The organism is Luteipulveratus halotolerans, assembly GCF_001247745.1.
In the GTDB taxonomy this organism is placed as follows: domain Bacteria; phylum Actinomycetota; class Actinomycetes; order Actinomycetales; family Dermatophilaceae; genus Luteipulveratus; species Luteipulveratus halotolerans.
Genome location: NZ_LAIR01000002.1, coordinates 332,385 through 350,055 on the forward strand (window position 1 = coordinate 332,385; position 17,671 = coordinate 350,055).

Below are 17,671 nucleotides of genomic sequence, written 5' to 3' on the forward strand. Positions count from 1 at the left end.
GCACCGTGGCAGCCTTGTCGTCAAGAAGTGAACGCAGCGGCGCGGCGGTCGGCGTGACACCCGCCGTGGTGGCTCGGCGGGTCCGCGCACAGCACCTGGTTGTGCGGGGGCGGGGCGTGACGGTGTGAGAGGCGGGCGGAGGAGCGCCCGCCTCTCACACCGAGTGCAGGGGCGTCGGCGGGAGGTCCTCGCCGGCGCGGGCGTCGCGGCGGGTGGACGCCGGCCGCTCGCGGATGAGCTGGTCGATGAACTCCTGGGTGGTCGGCCGCGCCGGTGCGGGGGTGCGGGAGCCGGCGTCGGCCGAGCCGGCCGGGCCGGCCGGGTGGACGGCAGCGACGGCCGCGGCGAGGTCGGCGACCTCGAGCACCTGCATGGACGGCGGCGCGGGGCGGTCGTCGAGGGCGCCGCGCGGCACGATCGCCCGGGTGAACCCGATGCGTGCGGCCTCGGCGAGCCGGCGGTCGACGCCGGTGACGGCACGCACCTCACCGGCGAGACCGACCTCGCCGACGGCGATCGTGCGAGCGGGCAACGGCTTCTCGATGGCCGAGCTGACCAGGGCGAGCGCGACCGCGAGGTCGGACGCCGGCTCGGCCAGCCGTGCGCCGCCGACCGTGGAGACGTAGCAGTCGGACTGCCGCACGGGCACGCCGACGCGGCGGTCGAGGACGGCCAGGATCATCGCCGTACGCGAGCTGTCGACACCGCTCGTCGTACGCCGGGGCGAGCCTCCGGGGGAGGGCGCGAGGAGCGCCTGCACCTCGGTGACCAGCGGCCGGCGGCCCTCCAGCGTGACCGTGACGCAGGTGCCGGCGACGGGCTCGTCGCGTTGGCTGAGGAACAGGCCGCTCGGGTCGGGCAGGCCGACGATGCCCACGTCGGACAGGTCGAAGCAGCCGACCTCGTCGGTGGGGCCGTAACGGTTCTTGACCGCGCGCACGAGCCGTAGCCGCGAGTGGCGCTCGCCCTCGAACTGGATGACGACGTCGACGAGGTGCTCGAGCACGCGCGGGCCGGCGATCGAGCCCTCCTTGGTGACGTGGCCGACGAGCAGCACGGCGATGCCCCGGGCCTTGGCGTGCTGGATGATCGATGCGGCGACCTCGCGGACCTGGGCGACGTTGCCTGCAGCGCCCTCGATCTCGGCGGACGCGATCGTCTGGACCGAGTCGATGACGACGAGGTCGGGTGCCACCTGGTCGATCTGGGCGAGCACGGTGGCGAGATCGGTCTCGCTGGCGAGGAAGAGCGACGGCGCGACGGCCTCGATGCGCTCGGCGCGCAGCCGCACCTGAGCGGCGGACTCCTCACCGCTGACGTAGAGGACGTTGCGCTGCTCCTTGGCGGCTCGCGCGGACACGTCGAGCAGCAGCGTGGACTTGCCGATGCCGGGCTCGCCCGCGACCAGCACGACGGCACCAGGCACCAGACCACCGCCGAGCACGCGGTCGAACTCGCCGACCCCGGTCGACCGGGCCTCGGCGCGGGTGGCGTCGATCTGGCCGATCGGGACCGCGGGGCGCTCGATGTGGGCGGCCGGCGCCGTGCGCACCGGGGCACTGCCGGCCTCGGCGACCGTGCCCCAGGCCTGGCACTCACCGCAGCGGCCGACCCACTTGACCGTCGACCACCCGCACTCGGAGCAGCGGAACGTCGAGCGGGAGCGAGCGGTCTTCGAAGCCATGCCGCAGACGCTAGGTGCTCCCACCGACAACGTCCCGCAGCCCGCGGCGGGCGCGTCGGGGAGACTGGACCACATGCGTACAGAGCTGGACGTGGCCGACCTCGAGGCCGCCGTGACCTATCGCCTGCTCACGGCGAGCGTCGTGCCCCGACCGATCGCGTGGGTGTCGACGCGCTCGGCCGACGGCGTCGACAACATCGCGCCGCACTCGTTCTTCACGATCGCGAGCACCAGCCCGCCCGTCGTGCAGTTCACCTCGGTGGGTGAGAAGGACTCGCTGCGCAACGCGGTCGCGACGGGGGAGTTCGTCGTGTGCTTCGCGCCCGAGGCGTTGACCCGCCACATCAACGAGTCGGCGACCGACTTCCCGTCCGACCAGAGCGAGTTCGACGCGGTCGGCATCGAGCGTGAGCCGTCGATGACGGTGGCGCCGAGCCGCGTCGCCGACTCACCCATCGCGCTGGAGTGTGTGCTGGAGCGCGCGATCGAGGTCGGCGACTCGACGATCGTGCTCGGCCGCGTGCAGCACATCGCCCTCGACCCGGCCGTGGTCGACGACAGCGACGGCCTGCCGCACCCGCGCATCGACCTGATGCGCCCGATGTCGCGGCTGGGCCGCAACGAGTGGGGCAGCCTCGGCGAGGTCCACGACATCCCGCGCGAGCCGTACGCCGACCGGTTGCGTCGGCAGTCGCAGCAGGGGCAGTGACCCCTGGCGTCACGAGGCCCGTGCGGCACCCTCGTCGTCGGAAAGCGTTGGTAGCCCGAGGTTCTCGCGCAGAGTGGCGCCCGTGTAGTCCGTGCGGAAGACGCCCTTCTCCTGCAGGAGGGGTACGACCTCGTCGACGAACCCACCGAGCCCGCCGGGCGTGATGTGCGGGACGAGGATGAACCCGTCGCTCGCGTCGTCCTGCACGTGCCGGTCGATCGCGTCGGCGATCGTGCGCGCCGAGCCGACGAACGAGTGACGCCCCGAGACCTCGATGACCAGGTCGCGGATCGACAGTCCTTCGGCCTGAGCTCGCTCACGCCAGGTGCGGGCGAGCTCGATCGGGTCCTCGTGCCGGCGTACGCTCGCGCGGCCTCGCGCGATGGTGTGCTCACCGGTGTCGGGATCGACGTCGGGCAGCGGCCCCTCCGGGTCGTACGCCGACAGGTCGCGGTTCCAGACCTGCTCGAGGAAGTTGATCGCCGTGGCGCCGCTGACCTGCTGACGGCGTACGACGGCGGCCCGCTCCTCGGCGTCGGCGTCGGTGTCGCCGATGACGAACGTCGCGGCGGGCAGGATCAGCAGGTCGTCCCGGGAGCGCCCGAACTTCGCCAGCCGGCTCTTGACGTCGGCGTAGAACGTGCGGCCCGCGTCGTACTCGCTGTGGCGGGAGAAGATCGCGTCGGCCTGGGCGGCGGCGAAGCCACGACCCTCGTCGGAGTCGCCGGCCTGGAAGATGACCGGTCGTCCCTGCGGGCTGCGCGGCACGTTGAACCGGCCGTGGATGTCGAACTGTGAGTCGTGGCGGGCGAACTCGCCCGCATCCGGGCGGGCGAGGAACTGACCCGACTCGGCATCGGCGACCACGTCGTCATCGCGCCAGGAGTCGAGCAGCTCGAGGGTCGTCTCGAGGAAGAGCCTGGCCCGTTCGTAGCGCTGGTCGGCCGGGAGGTAGCCACCGCGCCGGAAGTTCTCGCCCGTGAAGGCGTCCCAGCTGGTCACGACGTTCCAGGCCGCGCGTCCCCCGGAGAGGTGGTCCAAGGAGGCGAACTGCCTTGCGACGTCGTACGGTTCGTTGAACGTCGAGTTGATCGTGCCAGCGAGTCCGAGGCGGTCGGTGACGGCCGACAGCGCGCTGAGGATCGCGAAGGTGTCCGGACGGCCCACGACGTCGAGGTCGTAGATCTGGCCACGCTGCTCACGCAGGCGCAGGCCCTCGGCGAGGAAGAGGAAGTCGAGCTTGCCGCGCTCGGCGGTCTGGGCGAACTCCTTGAACGACGCGAAGCCGATGTGGCTGCCCGACTGCGGGTCGCTCCAGACGGTGGTGTTGTTGACGCCGGGGAAGTGCGCGGCGAGGTGAATCTGCTTGGTGGGCTTCGACATTCGTGATCATCCTCTCCGGGTTCAGGCGGCGTATCGGTTGGCGGGGCGCGCGAGGCCGAGATGGTCGCGCAGGGTGCGGCCGTCGTACGCCGACCGGAAGAGTCCGCGTCGACGCAGCTCCGGTACGAGTCCGTCGACGATGTGAGGGAGGTCGACGGTGTTGACTGCCGGTCGCAGCCGGGCGCCGGAAAGCCCTGCGGCAGACCAGGACTCGATGAGGTCGGCCAGGCCCGGGACCCCACCGACGTAGATCAGCGCGTCGGACTCCAACGGTGAGCCTGCGAGGTCGTTGAGGTGCGCCAGTCGTTCGGCGGCACGGGTGGCGTCCTCGTCGAGCACGACCAGCACGTCCCCGAGCACGCGGACGTCGTCCTCACGGCCGGCCCGCTGCTGCGCCGCGCGGATCGTCGGCAACGCCTCGGCGGCGTCGTCCTTCGGGGTGACGAAACCGACATCGGCGGACGTGCCGATCAGCTGCCACGGGCGTTCGTCGTGCCCGAGCGCCGCGACGACAGGCTGTCCCTGCGGTGGGCGCGGCGTGATCGAGGGGCCGCGCACGCTGAAGTGCTCGCCCTCGAAGTCGATGTAGTGCAGCCTGTCGCGGTCGACGAACCGGCCGGTCGCGGCGTCGCGGATCTCGGCGTTGTCCTCCCATGAGTCCCACAGCCGGCGCAGCACCTCGACGTAGTCGTCGGTCTCGTCGAACAGGGCGTTCGCGAACGACCGCTGACCGTCGGCGTCGAGGTCGGACCAGTCGCCGAGCTCGCGGCGACCGAAGTGCGCCGACTCGTCACGACGGCCTCCGATGCGCACCTGTACGCCGGCCCGGCCGCTCGTGACGTAGTCCAGCGTGGCGATGGCCTTGGAGATGTGGAACGGCTCGGTGTGTGTCGTGATCGCGAGCGGTACCAACCCGATTCGGCTGGTGAGCGCGCCGACGTGGTTGGCGACGTGGACGGCGTCGAGCCGTCCTCGTACGCGGTCGGTGCGGGGGTCGTGGTGGAGGCCGTCGTCGGCCTGCAGTGCGAGCCCGTCCTCGATGGTGACCAGGTCGAGCGTGCCGCGCTCGGCGAGCAGGACGAGGTCGGTCCAGTAGCGGGCGGTGAACAGCTCGTCGGCCCGCGCGGACGGGTCACGCCACGAGCCGGGGTGCCAGCCGGTGCCGTCGAGGGCCAGGGCGAGATGGGTCGTCGAAGATGTGCTCATGGGTGCCTCCCGGGCGGCTCGCGCCGCGTCGTCGCGCTTGCCGCACGGGTTCATGCGGCCGGGTCGTCACCTGGGGCACCCCGCCGCGGTCGGAGGGTTGCCGGTCAGCGAGCCAGGGCTTGTCGCTGACACTCAAGACCGCGATCACGATAACGCACAGTTATTCGTATGAGAAGTAGATGGGCATGATCGGCCGCCCCGGTGAGGCGTGAGTCCTGACCGGGGCGGCCGGGGGTGCGCAGGCGCGATCAGCAGGTGACGCCCGTCGGAGCCTTGCCGGTCAGCACCTTGTACGCGCTCTTGAAGTCGGCGCACCGCTGCTGGCGGCTAGGGTTGCTCGGCTGGTCGCTGCCACCGAACCCGATGGCCGTGGCCACGCGGCCCATGTCGTTCTGGTCCGCGTACGCGTTCAGCGGGCGCTCCTTGGTCCAGTACCACCGGGCGATCGGAGCACTCCACTTCAATGACGCGGCCCGTGTCGGCGTGCCCAGGAGGTCGACTCCGAGATAGCTGCCCGCGGACTTGTAGTTGAAGTCGGCCGTCAGCTGGATGAAGCCGCGTCCCTTGTACCGAGCGCCGACCCCGACCTCGGACGCGTTGTACCTCACGTTCGACTCCGAGACGAGCGTCGCGAGGAACGCCGCCTTGCGGGACGGGGTCGTGATGCGGCCCTTCTTCATCGCGGCGTTCAGCGACGGCAGACCCTTCTCGACGGTGGCCTTGTCGCCGACGCGTGTCCCGAACATCGCCTTGAGGTCGTTGTAGGTGACGTCGGTGCCGCTCTCGGATCCCGTCTTCACCGCGCACGTATCGGGCACCGTGGTGATCGGGGCGTCCGCGGGGTACGACGAGCTCACCTTCGTGGCCGACGAGACGCCGGAGCCGCGGCTGGGGTCGGCGACCAGGCTGCGGTAGACGCCCTGACCGCTACGCCGCAGCACGACCCCGCCACCGGCCGACGTGATCGCCCGCGACGCGCCGAACTTCTCGCGCACGGTCAGCGAACGCTCGGTCCAGCCGCTCTTGCCGGCGGTCAGGTCGGAGTAGTGCAGGTTGCCGCGGGAGTCGGTCCACCCGAGCTCCCAGTCCGATCCGGCGTTGCCGAAGAACGCGACCGGTGAGGCGTTGAACCCGGCGACCTTCACGTACCCCGACGGCGCCTTCGTGGTGGTCACGCTCGACATGGCGTAGAGCGCACCGCCCTTGACGCCGTACAGCCGCTTGCCGTCGGACGTGAGCCGGCTGAAGCCGTACTTGTTCGGCTTCGACGCCGTGCCGCTCGCGAGGTTGGTGCCCGAGTTGAGCGTGCGCTTGTCCTTGTTGAACGAGTACGAGCGCAGGCCGCCGTTGCGGTCGGTGACGAGCAGCTGGACCGAGCCCTTGCCCTCGGTGTGCGCGGCGACCGCGAGGCCGGGGCGCGACTTCGGCAGGGAGCCGACCTTCGTCCACTGGTACGCCGTGGGCCTGGCCTTCTCCATGCCCGTCACGCTGGCGTACCACAGCTGCGTACCGCCTTCGCGCAGCTGGAACATGCGCGTGCTGGTGCTGCACTCGACGGCGCTCAGCGACGGTGCCGCCTGAGCGGGGCTGCCCGGGCCGAGGACGGTGAAGCCGACTCCGACGGATGCGCCGGCGGTGGCGAGGACGACTGCGGTGGTGAGCTTACGGTTCTTCGAGATGTTCATGACTTCTCCTTGTGCGTTGCGTGTGGTTGGGAAGGGCTCAGTACGAGCAGCCGGACGTGGGGAGCGAGTTCAGGGACGGTGCGGTCTTGCCGTCGTAGACCGCGAGGAGCAGCGGCTGGGGGCAGCGCAGCGTGCTGCCGGTCTTCAGCTGGACGTGCAGGTGCGGACCCGTGGAGTGGCCGGTGTTACCTGACTTGCCGATCAGCTGGCCGGCCTTGACGGTTGCGCCGGGCGCAACGCTGCGGGTCGAGAGGTGGCAGTAGACGTAGGAGCCACCGTCGTCCGCTGAGATCTGTACGCCGTTGCCGCATCCGCCTCCGACATGCGTCACCCGTCCGCCACGGATCGCCTTGACCGAGGTCCCGGTCGGGACGGCGAGGTCGAGCGAGGGGTAGTCGTGGTGGGGGTCGTCGTACTCGCTGCGCGGCTGAGCGCCCTTGTCGAGGGGCAACGAGTAGCCGCTGGAGGACTGCGGTGGTGCGGTGGTCTTGCAGGTGTCGGGGACGGTGGTCATGGGGATGGTGTTGGGGGCCTTGAAGGTCTTGGTCAGGGTGGTGGTCCTGGTGACCTTGCCGGTCTTGGCGGAGGGGTTGACGTGGTGGCGGACGAGGTTGTCGCCGGAGGAGCGCAGGACGATGCCGGCGCCGGGGGTGGTGATGGCGTCGGAGGTCCAGCCCTTGGCGACGGTGGTGGTGTTGGCCAGGTGCCAGCCCTTGGTGGCGGAGATGTTGCCGTAGCGGACGTTGCCCTTGGAGTCGGTCCAGGCGATCTCGTAGGAGCCGCCGGCGTTGGCCCAGAACGCGGCGGGGTAGAAGCCCTTGAGGCCGGCGACGGTGGAGCGGCCGGTGGGGGCCTTGGTGGTGGAGATGCCGGTCATGACGGTGAGGCGGCCGCTGCCGGCGCCCCAGACGCGGGTGCCGTCGGAGGTGAGGGAGGTGAAGCGGTAGGCGCCGGGCTTGGTGGTGGTGCCGCCCTTGGCGAGGGTGCGGGCGCTGGTGACCTTGCCGTCCTTCTTGTTGTAGGCCAGGGAGCGCAGGGCGCCGGTCTGGTCCGACAGGAGGATCTGGATGCTCTCCTTGCCCTCGGAGTGCGCGGCGATGGACAGGCCCTTGGCGCCGGTGACGGTGTAGACCTTCTGCCAGCCGTAGACACTCGGCTTGGTGCTGTTGGCCTTGCTGATCGAGGCGGCCCAGATCTGGGTGCCGCCGCCGCGCAGCTGGAAGACGCGGCTGGCGGTTGTGCAGGAGGTGCTCGCGGCGGTCGAGCTGACCGCGGGTGTGGCGTCGGCGGTTCCGGACGGGCCGGCCAGGGTGAGGCCGACGCCTCCGAGAGCGCTTGCAGCAACGATGGCTGCGCCGGTGATCTGATGACGAGTACGCATGGGACTTTCCCTTCGATGAGTGCCGCACCGGATCTCTCGTCCGGCGTCGTCACCACCGTCGTGCGCGCGCACTCGTCATCCCACGGACATCAACCCGTACGAACCCCGTACGTCCACCCGTGCGACCGGCGTACGGGTCGGACGACAGTCAGGTGTGATGTCACCGAAACCCTTGCACCGCAACGCTTCTCGGCCTCAATAGCCTGAGCGTGCTCGCCGCGCGCCAGGTGTACGCGTGCGGCCGCCGCCCAGTGCTCCTGCGCCTCCGCGGCCCGTCCGATCGCGTCGAGGGCGGTCGCCATCCGGGTCCGCAGCCGACCCTCCCACTGCAGGCCGCCACCGTCCTGGACCAGCTCGAGGCCGCGGCCGAGGACGTCGATGCCGACACCCACGTCGCCGGAGACGACGTACCAGTAGCCCAGCTCGTCCAGCGCCTCGGTCTCCAGTGCCCGGTCGTCGATGGCACGGGCGCCCGCGACGGCGGAGTCGAGCAGTCGGCCGGACTCGGAGAGCTCGGCGAGGTCGCGCAGCACGACGCCCAGGTTGATCTGAGCCATGACCACACCACGCGGTGTGTCCAGCCGGGTGTAGAGCTCCAGCGCCTGCCTCCCGGAGTACGCCGCCTGGTCGAGAGCACCGCTCTCGCGGCGGATCAGGGTGAGGTCGCGCCAGGCGCAGGCCTGCAGCCGCAGATCGCCCGCCTCGCGGGCCAGGTCGAGGACCTGCTCGACCTCGCGCGCGGCCTCCGAGCACCGACCGATCCGCTTCAGGGCGAGTGCGGCCGCCGACCGGGCCCAGCCCTCGCACACCGGGTCGTCCAGGTGGAGCGCCTGCGCAAGGGCCGAGCGTGCGTGCCGGAGTGCGTCGGCGTTCTCGCCGCGTCCCGAGAGGGCGAGCGCGAGGTCCTGCTCGAGCCAGGCTCGTTCAGCGGAGGCGTCGGGCCCCAGCCCCGCGATCGCGAGGGACACCTGCTCGGGCCAGCCGGCCGTGTCGACGCGGGTGACGTAGTAGGTGATCATCCCGAGCGTCAGGCGTGCGATGTCGACCGCGCTGGTCGGGTCGTCCGCACGGACCTGGTCGACGAGCCGTAGCAGCAGCGGAGCGTGCGCGGCGAGCACGTCGACGCAGGTCGTGGCGTCCCAGCCGGCGGGCCGCGCCGCGGTGAGCGCGGCGTCGTCGTACCCCTGCGGTGTGGGTCGTACGAGCCCGCGTGAGCGCCAGGCGACCGCGACGAAGTGGCGCAGCACCCGCCGTCGCGCGGCGACCTGGTCGGCGGCGCTGACGGTCGCGGCGGCGCGCTCACGGGCGACCTCGTGCACCAGGTCGTGGAGTCGATAGGTGTCGGGGACCGATGCGGCGTCCAGGAGGCTGACGTCGACGAGGCGGTCCAGGGCGCGGCGTACCTGCGCGACGGGCCGCGCGGCCAGGTGCTCGACCATCGTGGTCGAGAACGTCGTCCCGGGCAGCAGCCCCAGCAGGTCGAGCACGTGCGCGGCCAGCAGGTCGACGTCGTCCGTGCTCGCGGTGAGCTCGTGGACGGAGGCCGCGAGCGTGCTGCGCAGCGTCACGTCGCCCACCGCGAGGTCGACGAGCGTGTCGTGCGAGGCATCGATGCGGTCGGTCAAGAAGCTCGCGGGCCAGTGGGGTCGCGCGAGCAGCTGGGACGAGACGAAGCGCAGGGCCAGGGGGAGTCCGGTGCACCGGTCGGCGAGCTCGTCAAGGGCTGCGGGAGCGTCGGCGGCGGCGCTGCCGTGCAGCAGGTCACGCACCATTGCGCGGGCATGGTCGTCGGACAGCGGAGGGAGCGCGATCTGGGCGATGTCGGCACCTGAGGTGATCAGGTGCTTGCGACTGGTCATCAGGACCGCGCAGCGGCTCGATCCCGGCAGCAGCGGCAGCACCTGCTCGGCGTCGGCGACGTTGTCCAGCACGACGAGCAGCTGTGCGTCGCGGGTCATCGTCCTCCACATCGCGGCCGCGCCGTCGACGTCACGCGGCACGCTGTCGGCGTCCTCACCGAGCGAGGTGAGCAACGAGCGCAGCGCGTCCAGGGTCGAGACGGTCTCGGTGCTGCGGTGCCCGCGCAGGTCCAGGTAGACGTGACCGTCGGCGTACGCCGGTGCCAGGTCCTCGGCGGCGCGCAGGGTCAGCGCGGTCTTGCCGACGCCGCCCATGCCGACGACCGCGACGGCCTGGTGACGACCGTCGGCGACCGCGGCGTGGACGCGCACGAGGTCGTCGTCGCGGCCGTACAGCCGGCGCGGCGCGGGCGGCAGCTGACGTGGCGGGCGAGGTGCGCGGGACGGCGTACGGCTCGGCTCCGCGCTCTCGGAAGAGGCGGGGCGCAGATCGGTCGACGCCCGCCCGGCGACGGCCGGGGCCTGGTCGGCCCCGGGCTCGTCGTCCGGTTCGAGAGCGGCCTCCCGCAGGGCGTCGGCCGCCGCCTCGTCGAGGGCGAGGGCCGCGATCAGCAGATCGACCGTCGCCCGCCGCGGGTGCCGCCGCAGACCGCGTTCGAGGAGGCTGATGCCCTCGACGCTGAGCCCCGATCTGCCCGCGAGCTCCTCCTGCGTGAGCCGCGCGGCGCGGCGTGCCCGCTTCAGCTGACCTCCGAAGTCGTCGGCCATGTCCCTGCTCCTGCCTGGTCGGTCGTGTACGTCCAGGCCCTAGACGTTCGCAGCAGCAAACCCCGTTCCAGGTGACGTCACTTCTCCCAGGTGGTCCAGGTCAGCCACAGGTTGGCGTACTTGCCGTGGATGGTCGGCGAGTCGGCGCGGACGGGCTTGCCGTTGCGGTCGTAGCACGCGATCACGGTCTTGCCGGTGCCGCCGCTGCCACCGCAGGTGATGCCCTTGGCGGTGAGCGTCTCGTCGGGACTGACCGCGATGCTCACGACCGGCTGGTCGCCGCCGTCGGTGCGTACGACGAGGCGGCCCTGGTCGTCGACCGTCGGCTCGGCCGTCACGCCGACGCAGTAGTGCTTGGAGTTGGAGTGGATGCGGGGCACGGTCGTGCCGGTGCGGCTCTGGGTGTCGAAGCGGATGACGCAGCCGCGCTGCACGAGCGGGTTGTCCTGGCTGGAGGCCTTGTTGCTGCCGCCTTCGGCGAAGGCCGTGCCGCCGGTGAAGGCTGCGGCGCCGAGCGCGCCGACGATCATGGTGTTGCGAATTCCCTTACGCATGAGTGCTCCTCAGGTCGTAGCTCGATGACATGAGAAGCGTCTCGGCGCGGCCCCTACGCTGCCACGGACAGCGCGCGTTGTCCGGGCGATGCACGGGTGAGCGGCTCGCGCGGCCGGGTGCGCGGGTGCTGCACCCGGCCACGCGAGACGAGGTCACGCGAATCGGAAGTACACCTCGCGCGCCGCGTCGTACCGCTTGTCGATGGCCTCGACGCCGGGTCGTTCGAAGTTGCGCATGAACGACACTGTGGCGTCCTTGACCGTCGTGGTCGACTTCAGCGAGCTCAGGCCGTAGTAGGAGTACGTCTTCAGCTCGAACCACGTGAAGTTCAGCTGCGGGGTGAGGTTCCACGCAGACGGCTGGCTCGCGGCCTGGGCGTACCAGACCATGTTGTCGCGGTAGTCGGTGTCCCAGCGGCTCCCACGCTCCCACTGCGCGATGCCGCGGCCGGGGCCGCCTCCGCACTGGTACTGCTTCGGGTCGATACCCGACTCAGCGATGAAGTTGCCGACGACGCCGGCAGCCTGCTTCTTGGTCAGTCCCTTGCCGACGAAGAAGTTGAACGCGGTCTTGGCGTTGGTCCAGTCCGTGGTGACCGTGCATCCGTAGACAGACGATGTGGAGCTGTACCTCGCCGACGTGTCGTCTCCGGCGGCGTGTGCTGCGGGGGCGATGCTCGCCATGAGGGCAGCAGCAGCTGCTGTGGCTGTCAGACGTGCTGGTGTGGCAATGCGCATGGTGTCCTCCGGTGTGTGGTGGGTGTGTCGGGGTGATGCGGTCTCAGTAGCCCCAGCCGCGGGCGTTCATCGCGTCCTGGATACTGCGTCTCGCGCCGTCCATCGAGGTGCGGAAGTTTGAGGGGTCGATCTTGCGTCCGGGCGGGTCGCAGATCTCCAGGTGCCCGCGCACATAGCTCGCACTGCGCTGGCCCAGTGAGTGCAGGATCACCGCGGCAGCGATCAGCGCAGACCGGCGTTGTTCCAGGCCCACCTCCTGGTAGTCGGGGTGGTAGTCGATCTCGATGCCGACGTAGAGGCTGTTGCCGTCTCCGTCGGGCATCGGGCCGCTCGCTCGGATCGGCCCGGCATGGTTGGCTCGGCCGGTCGCGATCATGTGGATGCCGCCCCGGCGGCCGACGAGCAGATGGCAGAGCGGACCGTTGAGGTCGGGGCGGCCGTTGCGGCAGACCTCGAGCGCGGGATAGGGATCGGCATCGCTGGACCGGACAGCGGTGTGATGCAGCGCGACTCCGCGGGGTGCGAAGCCGGTGCTGCTCCCGCGCGTCATCCACCCGTCCTCGGCGTGGACCGCGATCCCTTGCTTGCGTAGTGCGTCGGCGACGTAGATGCGACCCATCACGCACCACCGTGCACGAGGTCGGCCAGGCATGACGGCGCCTCACGGTCGGCAGCCCGTGCCACGGTTCCAGGGGGGGATGCCGTGCTGGCGTGCGCGAGTCCGGATGAGGCGAGGGCGACGAGCGGCGTCGCGGCGACGGCGCGCAGAACCGTACGCCGCCCGAGATGGCGGTCGTACGAAGGCATCGTTGTTCGGTCTTTCATGGCGGGTCCTTTCGGGGAGGCGGACTGCCGTGCCCGTCCGACGTTGCGGGGAGGACCCGAGCGAGCCGGCGGCCACATGATGCGGTCATCCTCGCCAGCGCGCTGCGCCCACAACCACGCACAAAACGGTCAAACTTCACGGACGATCGTTGTGCGTGCGTACGTGCTGGTTCGTCCACCACGGCGGTCCGGTGAGCCTGTGCCGAACGGCGATGGAGGAGGGGCCGATGAGCGATTTCGGATCGTTGCTGAGGGGACGCCGGCGTCGGCTACGGCTGACGCAGGAGGCTCTGGCGCATCGCTGTGGTCTCAGTGTCGAGGGGATCAGCATGCTCGAGCGTGGTGTGCGTACGCAGCCACGTGCAGACACCGTCAACCTGCTCGTCAGCGGACTCGAGCTCGACCCGGACGCCGAGCGCGAGTTCCGTTCGGCAGCGCAGCGCGCCCGTACACCGACCTCTGGGGCACGACGTGCGTCTGAGCAGGACGCGCATGTCGCGGGGGCCGACGGTGCTGCCGGTGCAGCGCCACCACGGCAGCTCCCGGCCGCGCCAGGTGTCCTCATCGGACGCGACGATCTTCGATCGGCGGTCGTCAGCAGCCTGCGACGCGGCACACCAGGGACGCCGGCGATCCACTGCCTGGTCGGGATGGGTGGAGTCGGGAAATCGGCGCTCGCGATGCGCATCGCGCACGACCTCGCGCCCGACTTCCCGGACGGTCAGATCTTCATCGACCTCAAGGGCCACAGCAGTGGGGGCCCCGTCAGCGCAGTGGCTGCTCTGACCTTTGTGATCGGCTCGTTGGGCGGGCGTGTGGACGAGGGGGTCGCGGACGTGGCGGAGGCCGCGGCGTACTACCGGTCACTCATCTCGCGTCGTCGTGTGCTCCTCGTGCTCGACAATGCAGCCGACAGCTCCCAGATCGGACCCTTGCTGCCGGGGTCTGAGGAAGCGGCCGTGCTTCTCACCTCTCGCCAGGTGCTGTCGGGTCCCGGTGACATCGAGTCGCACCACGTCGGCGTCCTGGACGAGGACGCCGCGCGATCCTTGTTCAGCGCGACCGTGGGCCCGCGGGCCGATGACGACAAGGCTGCAGTGCAGGCGATCGTTGCGGCCTGTGCCGGGCTCCCGCTCGCTCTGCGCGTCGTCGGTTCACGGATCCGTACGTTGGGTGGGTGGCCGCTGTCGCACATCGCAGGGCGACTTCATGTTGAGCAGCATCGTCTCGATGAGCTGAGCAGCACGGGGATCTCGGTCAACGAGACACTCGCTGGTTCGGTTGGTCAGCTGGACGGCGGTGACACCAACGACCGAGCGGCAGCGCGCGCGCTTCGGCTTCTTGGTCTCCTTCCGCACAACGTCGTGTCGGTTCATGCCGCCGCGGCCCTGCTCGATGTCGCCGAGCGCAATGCGGAGCGCATCCTCCACAGGCTCGTCGAGGTGAGTCTCCTGGAACCTGTCGGCGAGTGGCAGTTCCGCGTCCACGACCTCGTCCAGGCCATGGCGCGTGAGCAGGCACGAGCTGTGTGGTCGGCGCAAGAGCAGTCGGCCGCACTGGACCGGTTGCTCGGGATGTACGTCGGCGCAGCCTGGGTCAGCCGAGTCCTGACGCGGTCCGCGCCGGCAGGTATCGACACCGCGGACATTGTCGTCGCGTCACCGTTGGACGACCCGGTCGAGAGTCTCGACCTGATCGTGAGGGACAGCGAACAGATTCACTCACTCATTGACCTGATGAGTGACCGCGGTCTCGAAGTCGCCCGACTCGTCCTCGGAATGGTCACCTACTTCGTCACAAGAGTTGACACCTTCGGCTGGCCGGAAGCGGTGGAGTCAGCCCTGCGAGGTGCGCCCGAGGACGCCGTGGTCGAACGCGCCTGGCTGATGCAGGACCTGGCGCTCGGCTTGTCGGGCCGTGGACAGCACGAGGGGGCGCTGCACTGGGCGTACCAGTCGCTCTCGCTTGCGCGCGACAGTGGACAACCAGGAGCCGAAGCAGCTGCCTGTACCACTGTCGCGTTGGCACTTCGACGGCTGGGCCGGTTGTCCTCCGCTGCATCGGTGAGCCGTCGGAGTATTGCGCTGTGCGAGGCCCAGGCCGATGACCGTATGACCGCGTCGGCCTGGCGTGACCACGGGCTTCTGCTCCAGCAGAGAGGCGACGTTGTCGGTGGTGTCCACGCCCAGCGCCGCGCCCTCGAGCTCTACACGAAGGTGGGCGTCACCCGCGGAGCCGCGATGGCTCATATCAACCTCGGCGCGATGCTGCGCGAGCTCGACATGGTGCAGGCGCGCCAGCACCTCGAACGCGCTGTCGCCGCGAGCCGAGACGTCGGCGACGCGGCGCTCGAGAGCGAGGCTCTTGCCGAGCTCGGTGGTTGGCACGTGATGAACGGGGATCCGAGTGGCGCACTACGCATCCTCAACGATGGGCTCGCGCTCGTGGATGATCGTGGCCCCAGGCGCGAGGAGGTGGGTCTGCGCCTACGAATCGCGGCCGCGCTCGACGGACTCGGACGGCATCAGGAAGCGGCGCAGGAGCGAGTGGTCGCTGCGCGGCTGGCCGAGACGCGCGGTGAGCTCGAGCGAGCGGCTTTGATCCGCAGCATCCGACCGAACGCGGGAGCTGACGAGGTGGCGACCCCCTGAACGGGCGCGCCATGATTGTGCGGGTGTTTGTGCGTGGTCCCCCTGGCCGACGGTGGGAAGGCTGGTCGCTATCACCCGTTCTCCCGAAGGAGTTCAGCCATGGTCAGCACGCTTTCGCGCACCATCCCCGCTGTAGCCGTCGTACTCATGACCGGCACGACGTTGGCGGGCCCCGCCTCGACCCCCGCCCGCCTCGGGCAAGAGTGCCTGGTTCGTCTTCGACAAGAACCCCAGCGACCCGACCATGTCCGAGCTGAGGCTGACCATCCTCAAGGACGGCGACGTCGTGAAGACGCTGAGGTACCGGGCCGGCTCCGGCGACGGCAGCAAGGATCCGTGCTACAAGAACCACGGCTGGCTTCCGAACGGGCGGTACGACGTGAGGATGTACGCGAACTATCCCGGGACGACGGTTCGCGGAAAGGCGTTCTGGCTGAGTGACAAGTCTTGTGGCAACGGGGTGACACGCACCGAGCTGTTCATCCACACCAGCTCACCGTGGAGCTCCAGCCGCTACTACTCCAACGGATGCATCAAGCTCACCCCGACGAACATCGACACGTTGTACCGGACGATTCACTACCACTTCCCGGATGTGGGTGAGGGTGGGCGGCTTCCGTTCCAGCTCAAGGTCACGGACTGACGCGCTCAGTAGCGGCGCCAGCGCACGGCGACGGCGTAGTCGACCCGCAGGCCGTCGTGCTCGGCGAGGATGCGGTCGGACTGCTCGGGCGTGAACTCGATGCGTACGACCCGCTCCAGGTCGGCACGCGACTCGAACTCCCAGCGCATCATCACCGGCTTGGTCGTGAAGCCCTGGCGGTCCCAGAACCGTTGCACCGCAACGGCATCGACGTCCGGCCAGGCGTCGCGGAACCACCGCCCGAACGTCGACCGCGTCGCGTCGTTGTCGATGAGGAACGCCACCCCGCCGGGCGCCATGACGCGGGCGAGCTCACGCAGGCCGGGCTCGCAGCCCGGTCCGAAGAAGTAGGCCCAGCGATTGTGCACGATGTCGACGGTGTGGTCCTCGACGGGCAGGTGCTGGGCGAGGCCGTGCTTCACCTCGACGTTGTCGAGACCCGAAACACGTTGGCGCGCAAGGTCGTACAGCGGCACGTGCGGCTCGACGCCGACCACGGACGCCGCGGTCGAGGCGAGCAGCGGCAGATGGAAACCCGCGCCGCAGCCGATGTCGAGCACGCGCTTGCCCCGCCAGTCGCGGATCGCGCGCATCGCCGCCCAGATCGCACCGTCGGGGTCGACGGCGTGGTTCTCGATCTCGTACGTGTCGGGGTCGCCCCAGATGTTGGGCGACGGGATCGCCTGGTGCTCGGTGCTCATCGGCGCTGCTCGGCCGCCAACGTCGCCGGGTGGACGAGCAGAGGCAGCAGCGTGCGCCCGCCCGGGCCCTTGCGCGCAGCCTTCACGAGGGAGAGGTGCGCCTCGCAGCGGGCGACCAGCTCGTCGTACCCCTCGTCGCCCATCAGGTGGCGCAGCTCGCCGGCGTTGGAGATGTAGACCGGGTCCTTGCCGACGTGCGCCTCGGGGTTGCCGGAGCAGTACCAGTCGAGGTCGTGGCCGCCGGGGCCCCAGCCGCGCCGGTCGTACTCGCCGATGGAGATCTCCAGGTAGGACGTGTCGTCGGGCATCTCGACGGTGCGGAACGTACGCCGGATCGGCAGCTGCCAGCACACGTCGGGCTTCATGGTGTGCGGCTCCTCGCCGACGAGCATCGCGTGCTGGTGCAGCGCGCAGCCGGCGCCGGCAGGGAAGCCCGGCCGGTTGTGGAAGATGCAGGCGCCGTCGACGACGCGCGTCTTGGTCTCGCCGTCCTCCTTCTCGCGCCAGCCCTTCTTGGAGTGGCCCTCGTCGTAGTACTGCCACTCGTCGGGGCCGAGCTCGGCGACGACCTTCTTGACGTTCTTGATGTCGTCCTTGTCGGAGAAGTGCGCGCCGAGGGTGCAGCAGCCGGTGTCGGGGGCGGTCTCGTAGATGCCCTGGCAGCCGTTGCCGAAGATGCAGGTCCACGACGACGTCAGCCAAGTGAGGTCGCAGCGGAAGCGCTCGGCCGGGTCGGCGGGGTTGTCGAACTCGACCCACGTGCGGGCGGTCTCCAGCGGTGTCTCAGGCACAGGGCGACTCTAGGCGGCGCCTGCGCACCCCGGGCCGACCGCCGCTGTTCGGACGCCCCGGAGACGGCGTACGAACGCGTCGGTAGCCTGGCG

Annotated in this window: 15 protein-coding genes and 1 riboswitch; of the genes, 3 read left to right on the plus strand and 12 right to left on the minus strand. The window is 70.2% G+C overall.

Annotated features, from left to right (window positions below):
• Nucleotides 1–154 precede the first annotated feature (154 nt).
• A complete protein-coding gene (gene radA, locus VV01_RS02045; RefSeq protein WP_082220788.1) occupies nucleotides 155–1,684 on the minus strand; it encodes a DNA repair protein RadA in 1,530 nt (509 codons plus the stop codon).
• A 73-nt stretch (nucleotides 1,685–1,757) separates the two neighbouring features.
• Between radA and VV01_RS02050 the strand changes: the two genes are divergently transcribed.
• Complete coding sequence (locus tag VV01_RS02050) at nucleotides 1,758–2,393, plus strand: flavin reductase family protein (RefSeq protein WP_050668433.1); 636 nt, start codon at nucleotides 1,758–1,760, stop codon at nucleotides 2,391–2,393.
• Nucleotides 2,394–2,402: 9 nt separating this feature from the next.
• Here the strand turns inward: VV01_RS02050 and VV01_RS02055 are convergent, their stop codons facing one another.
• The 9 genes from VV01_RS02055 to VV01_RS23745 form a co-directional block, all read right to left on the minus strand.
• Nucleotides 2,403–3,776 carry an NtaA/DmoA family FMN-dependent monooxygenase gene (locus VV01_RS02055; protein ID WP_050668434.1) on the minus strand — a complete coding sequence of 458 codons (1,374 nt, stop codon included), beginning with the start codon at nucleotides 3,774–3,776 and terminating at the stop codon, nucleotides 2,403–2,405.
• 21 nt (nucleotides 3,777–3,797) lie between these two features.
• Nucleotides 3,798–4,982 carry an LLM class flavin-dependent oxidoreductase gene (locus VV01_RS02060; RefSeq protein WP_071606261.1) on the minus strand — a complete coding sequence of 395 codons (1,185 nt, stop codon included), beginning with the start codon at nucleotides 4,980–4,982 and terminating at the stop codon, nucleotides 3,798–3,800.
• 28 nt (nucleotides 4,983–5,010) lie between these two features.
• A riboswitch (SAM riboswitch) is annotated at nucleotides 5,011–5,122 on the minus strand.
• A 108-nt stretch (nucleotides 5,123–5,230) separates the two neighbouring features.
• The gene (locus VV01_RS02065) at nucleotides 5,231–6,667 is read right to left on the minus strand and encodes a glycoside hydrolase family 19 protein (RefSeq protein WP_050668436.1); all 1,437 of its coding nucleotides are present in this window, start codon (nucleotides 6,665–6,667) and stop codon (nucleotides 5,231–5,233) included.
• Nucleotides 6,668–6,704: 37 nt separating this feature from the next.
• The gene (locus tag VV01_RS24240) at nucleotides 6,705–8,048 is read right to left on the minus strand and encodes a M23 family metallopeptidase (RefSeq protein ID WP_050668437.1); all 1,344 of its coding nucleotides are present in this window, start codon (nucleotides 8,046–8,048) and stop codon (nucleotides 6,705–6,707) included.
• 89 nt (nucleotides 8,049–8,137) lie between these two features.
• The gene (locus VV01_RS02075) at nucleotides 8,138–10,675 is read right to left on the minus strand and encodes a helix-turn-helix domain-containing protein (protein WP_050668438.1); all 2,538 of its coding nucleotides are present in this window, start codon (nucleotides 10,673–10,675) and stop codon (nucleotides 8,138–8,140) included.
• A 77-nt stretch (nucleotides 10,676–10,752) separates the two neighbouring features.
• Nucleotides 10,753–11,229, minus strand: coding sequence for a hypothetical protein (locus tag VV01_RS02080; RefSeq protein WP_157508712.1), 477 nt, complete (start codon nucleotides 11,227–11,229; stop codon nucleotides 10,753–10,755).
• A 153-nt stretch (nucleotides 11,230–11,382) separates the two neighbouring features.
• Nucleotides 11,383–11,967 (minus strand): phage tail tip lysozyme, encoded by a 585-nt coding sequence (locus VV01_RS02085; protein ID WP_157508713.1) that lies wholly within the window; start codon nucleotides 11,965–11,967, stop codon nucleotides 11,383–11,385.
• 43 nt (nucleotides 11,968–12,010) lie between these two features.
• Complete coding sequence (locus tag VV01_RS02090) at nucleotides 12,011–12,586, minus strand: peptidoglycan recognition protein family protein (RefSeq protein ID WP_050668441.1); 576 nt, start codon at nucleotides 12,584–12,586, stop codon at nucleotides 12,011–12,013.
• Nucleotides 12,586–12,792, minus strand: a complete 207-nt coding sequence (locus VV01_RS23745; RefSeq protein WP_197274973.1) for a hypothetical protein — start codon at nucleotides 12,790–12,792, stop codon at nucleotides 12,586–12,588. The genes VV01_RS02090 and VV01_RS23745 overlap by 1 nt, the downstream gene beginning before the upstream one ends.
• Before the next feature lie 227 nt (nucleotides 12,793–13,019).
• On the opposite strand from VV01_RS23745, the gene VV01_RS02105 reads away from it, so the two are divergent.
• Together VV01_RS02105 and VV01_RS02110 are read left to right on the plus strand one after the other, a co-directional pair.
• Nucleotides 13,020–15,443, plus strand: coding sequence for an NB-ARC domain-containing protein (locus tag VV01_RS02105; protein ID WP_071606262.1), 2,424 nt, complete (start codon nucleotides 13,020–13,022; stop codon nucleotides 15,441–15,443).
• A gap of 244 nt (nucleotides 15,444–15,687) precedes the next feature.
• Nucleotides 15,688–16,086, plus strand: coding sequence for a L,D-transpeptidase (locus tag VV01_RS02110; protein WP_050668445.1), 399 nt, complete (start codon nucleotides 15,688–15,690; stop codon nucleotides 16,084–16,086).
• Between the two features lie 5 nt (nucleotides 16,087–16,091).
• Here VV01_RS02110 and VV01_RS02115 read toward each other — a convergent pair whose 3' ends face one another.
• Both VV01_RS02115 and VV01_RS02120 read right to left on the minus strand, forming a co-directional pair.
• A complete protein-coding gene (locus VV01_RS02115; protein WP_050668446.1) occupies nucleotides 16,092–16,787 on the minus strand; it encodes a class I SAM-dependent methyltransferase in 696 nt (231 codons plus the stop codon).
• Entirely contained in the window at nucleotides 16,784–17,578 is a 795-nt protein-coding gene (locus VV01_RS02120; protein ID WP_050668447.1) for a hypothetical protein, read from the minus strand. The genes VV01_RS02115 and VV01_RS02120 overlap by 4 nt, the downstream gene beginning before the upstream one ends.
• Between the last annotated feature and the right edge of the window lie 93 nt (nucleotides 17,579–17,671).

Coding starts and splice junctions, on each gene's coding strand:
- radA (WP_082220788.1), bottom strand. CDS start 1,684: ATGGCTTCGAAGACCGCTCGCTCCCGCTCGACGTTCCGCTGCTCCGAG.
- VV01_RS02050 (WP_050668433.1), top strand. CDS start 1,758: ATGCGTACAGAGCTGGACGTGGCCGACCTCGAGGCCGCCGTGACCTAT.
- VV01_RS02055 (WP_050668434.1), bottom strand. CDS start 3,776: ATGTCGAAGCCCACCAAGCAGATTCACCTCGCCGCGCACTTCCCCGGC.
- VV01_RS02060 (WP_071606261.1), bottom strand. CDS start 4,982: ATGAGCACATCTTCGACGACCCATCTCGCCCTGGCCCTCGACGGCACC.
- VV01_RS02065 (WP_050668436.1), bottom strand. CDS start 6,667: ATGAACATCTCGAAGAACCGTAAGCTCACCACCGCAGTCGTCCTCGCC.
- VV01_RS24240 (WP_050668437.1), bottom strand. CDS start 8,048: ATGCGTACTCGTCATCAGATCACCGGCGCAGCCATCGTTGCTGCAAGC.
- VV01_RS02075 (WP_050668438.1), bottom strand. CDS start 10,675: ATGGCCGACGACTTCGGAGGTCAGCTGAAGCGGGCACGCCGCGCCGCG.
- VV01_RS02080 (WP_157508712.1), bottom strand. CDS start 11,229: ATGCGTAAGGGAATTCGCAACACCATGATCGTCGGCGCGCTCGGCGCC.
- VV01_RS02085 (WP_157508713.1), bottom strand. CDS start 11,967: ATGCGCATTGCCACACCAGCACGTCTGACAGCCACAGCAGCTGCTGCT.
- VV01_RS02090 (WP_050668441.1), bottom strand. CDS start 12,586: ATGGGTCGCATCTACGTCGCCGACGCACTACGCAAGCAAGGGATCGCG.
- VV01_RS23745 (WP_197274973.1), bottom strand. CDS start 12,792: ATGAAAGACCGAACAACGATGCCTTCGTACGACCGCCATCTCGGGCGG.
- VV01_RS02105 (WP_071606262.1), top strand. CDS start 13,020: ATGAGCGATTTCGGATCGTTGCTGAGGGGACGCCGGCGTCGGCTACGG.
- VV01_RS02110 (WP_050668445.1), top strand. CDS start 15,688: ATGTCCGAGCTGAGGCTGACCATCCTCAAGGACGGCGACGTCGTGAAG.
- VV01_RS02115 (WP_050668446.1), bottom strand. CDS start 16,787: ATGAGCACCGAGCACCAGGCGATCCCGTCGCCCAACATCTGGGGCGAC.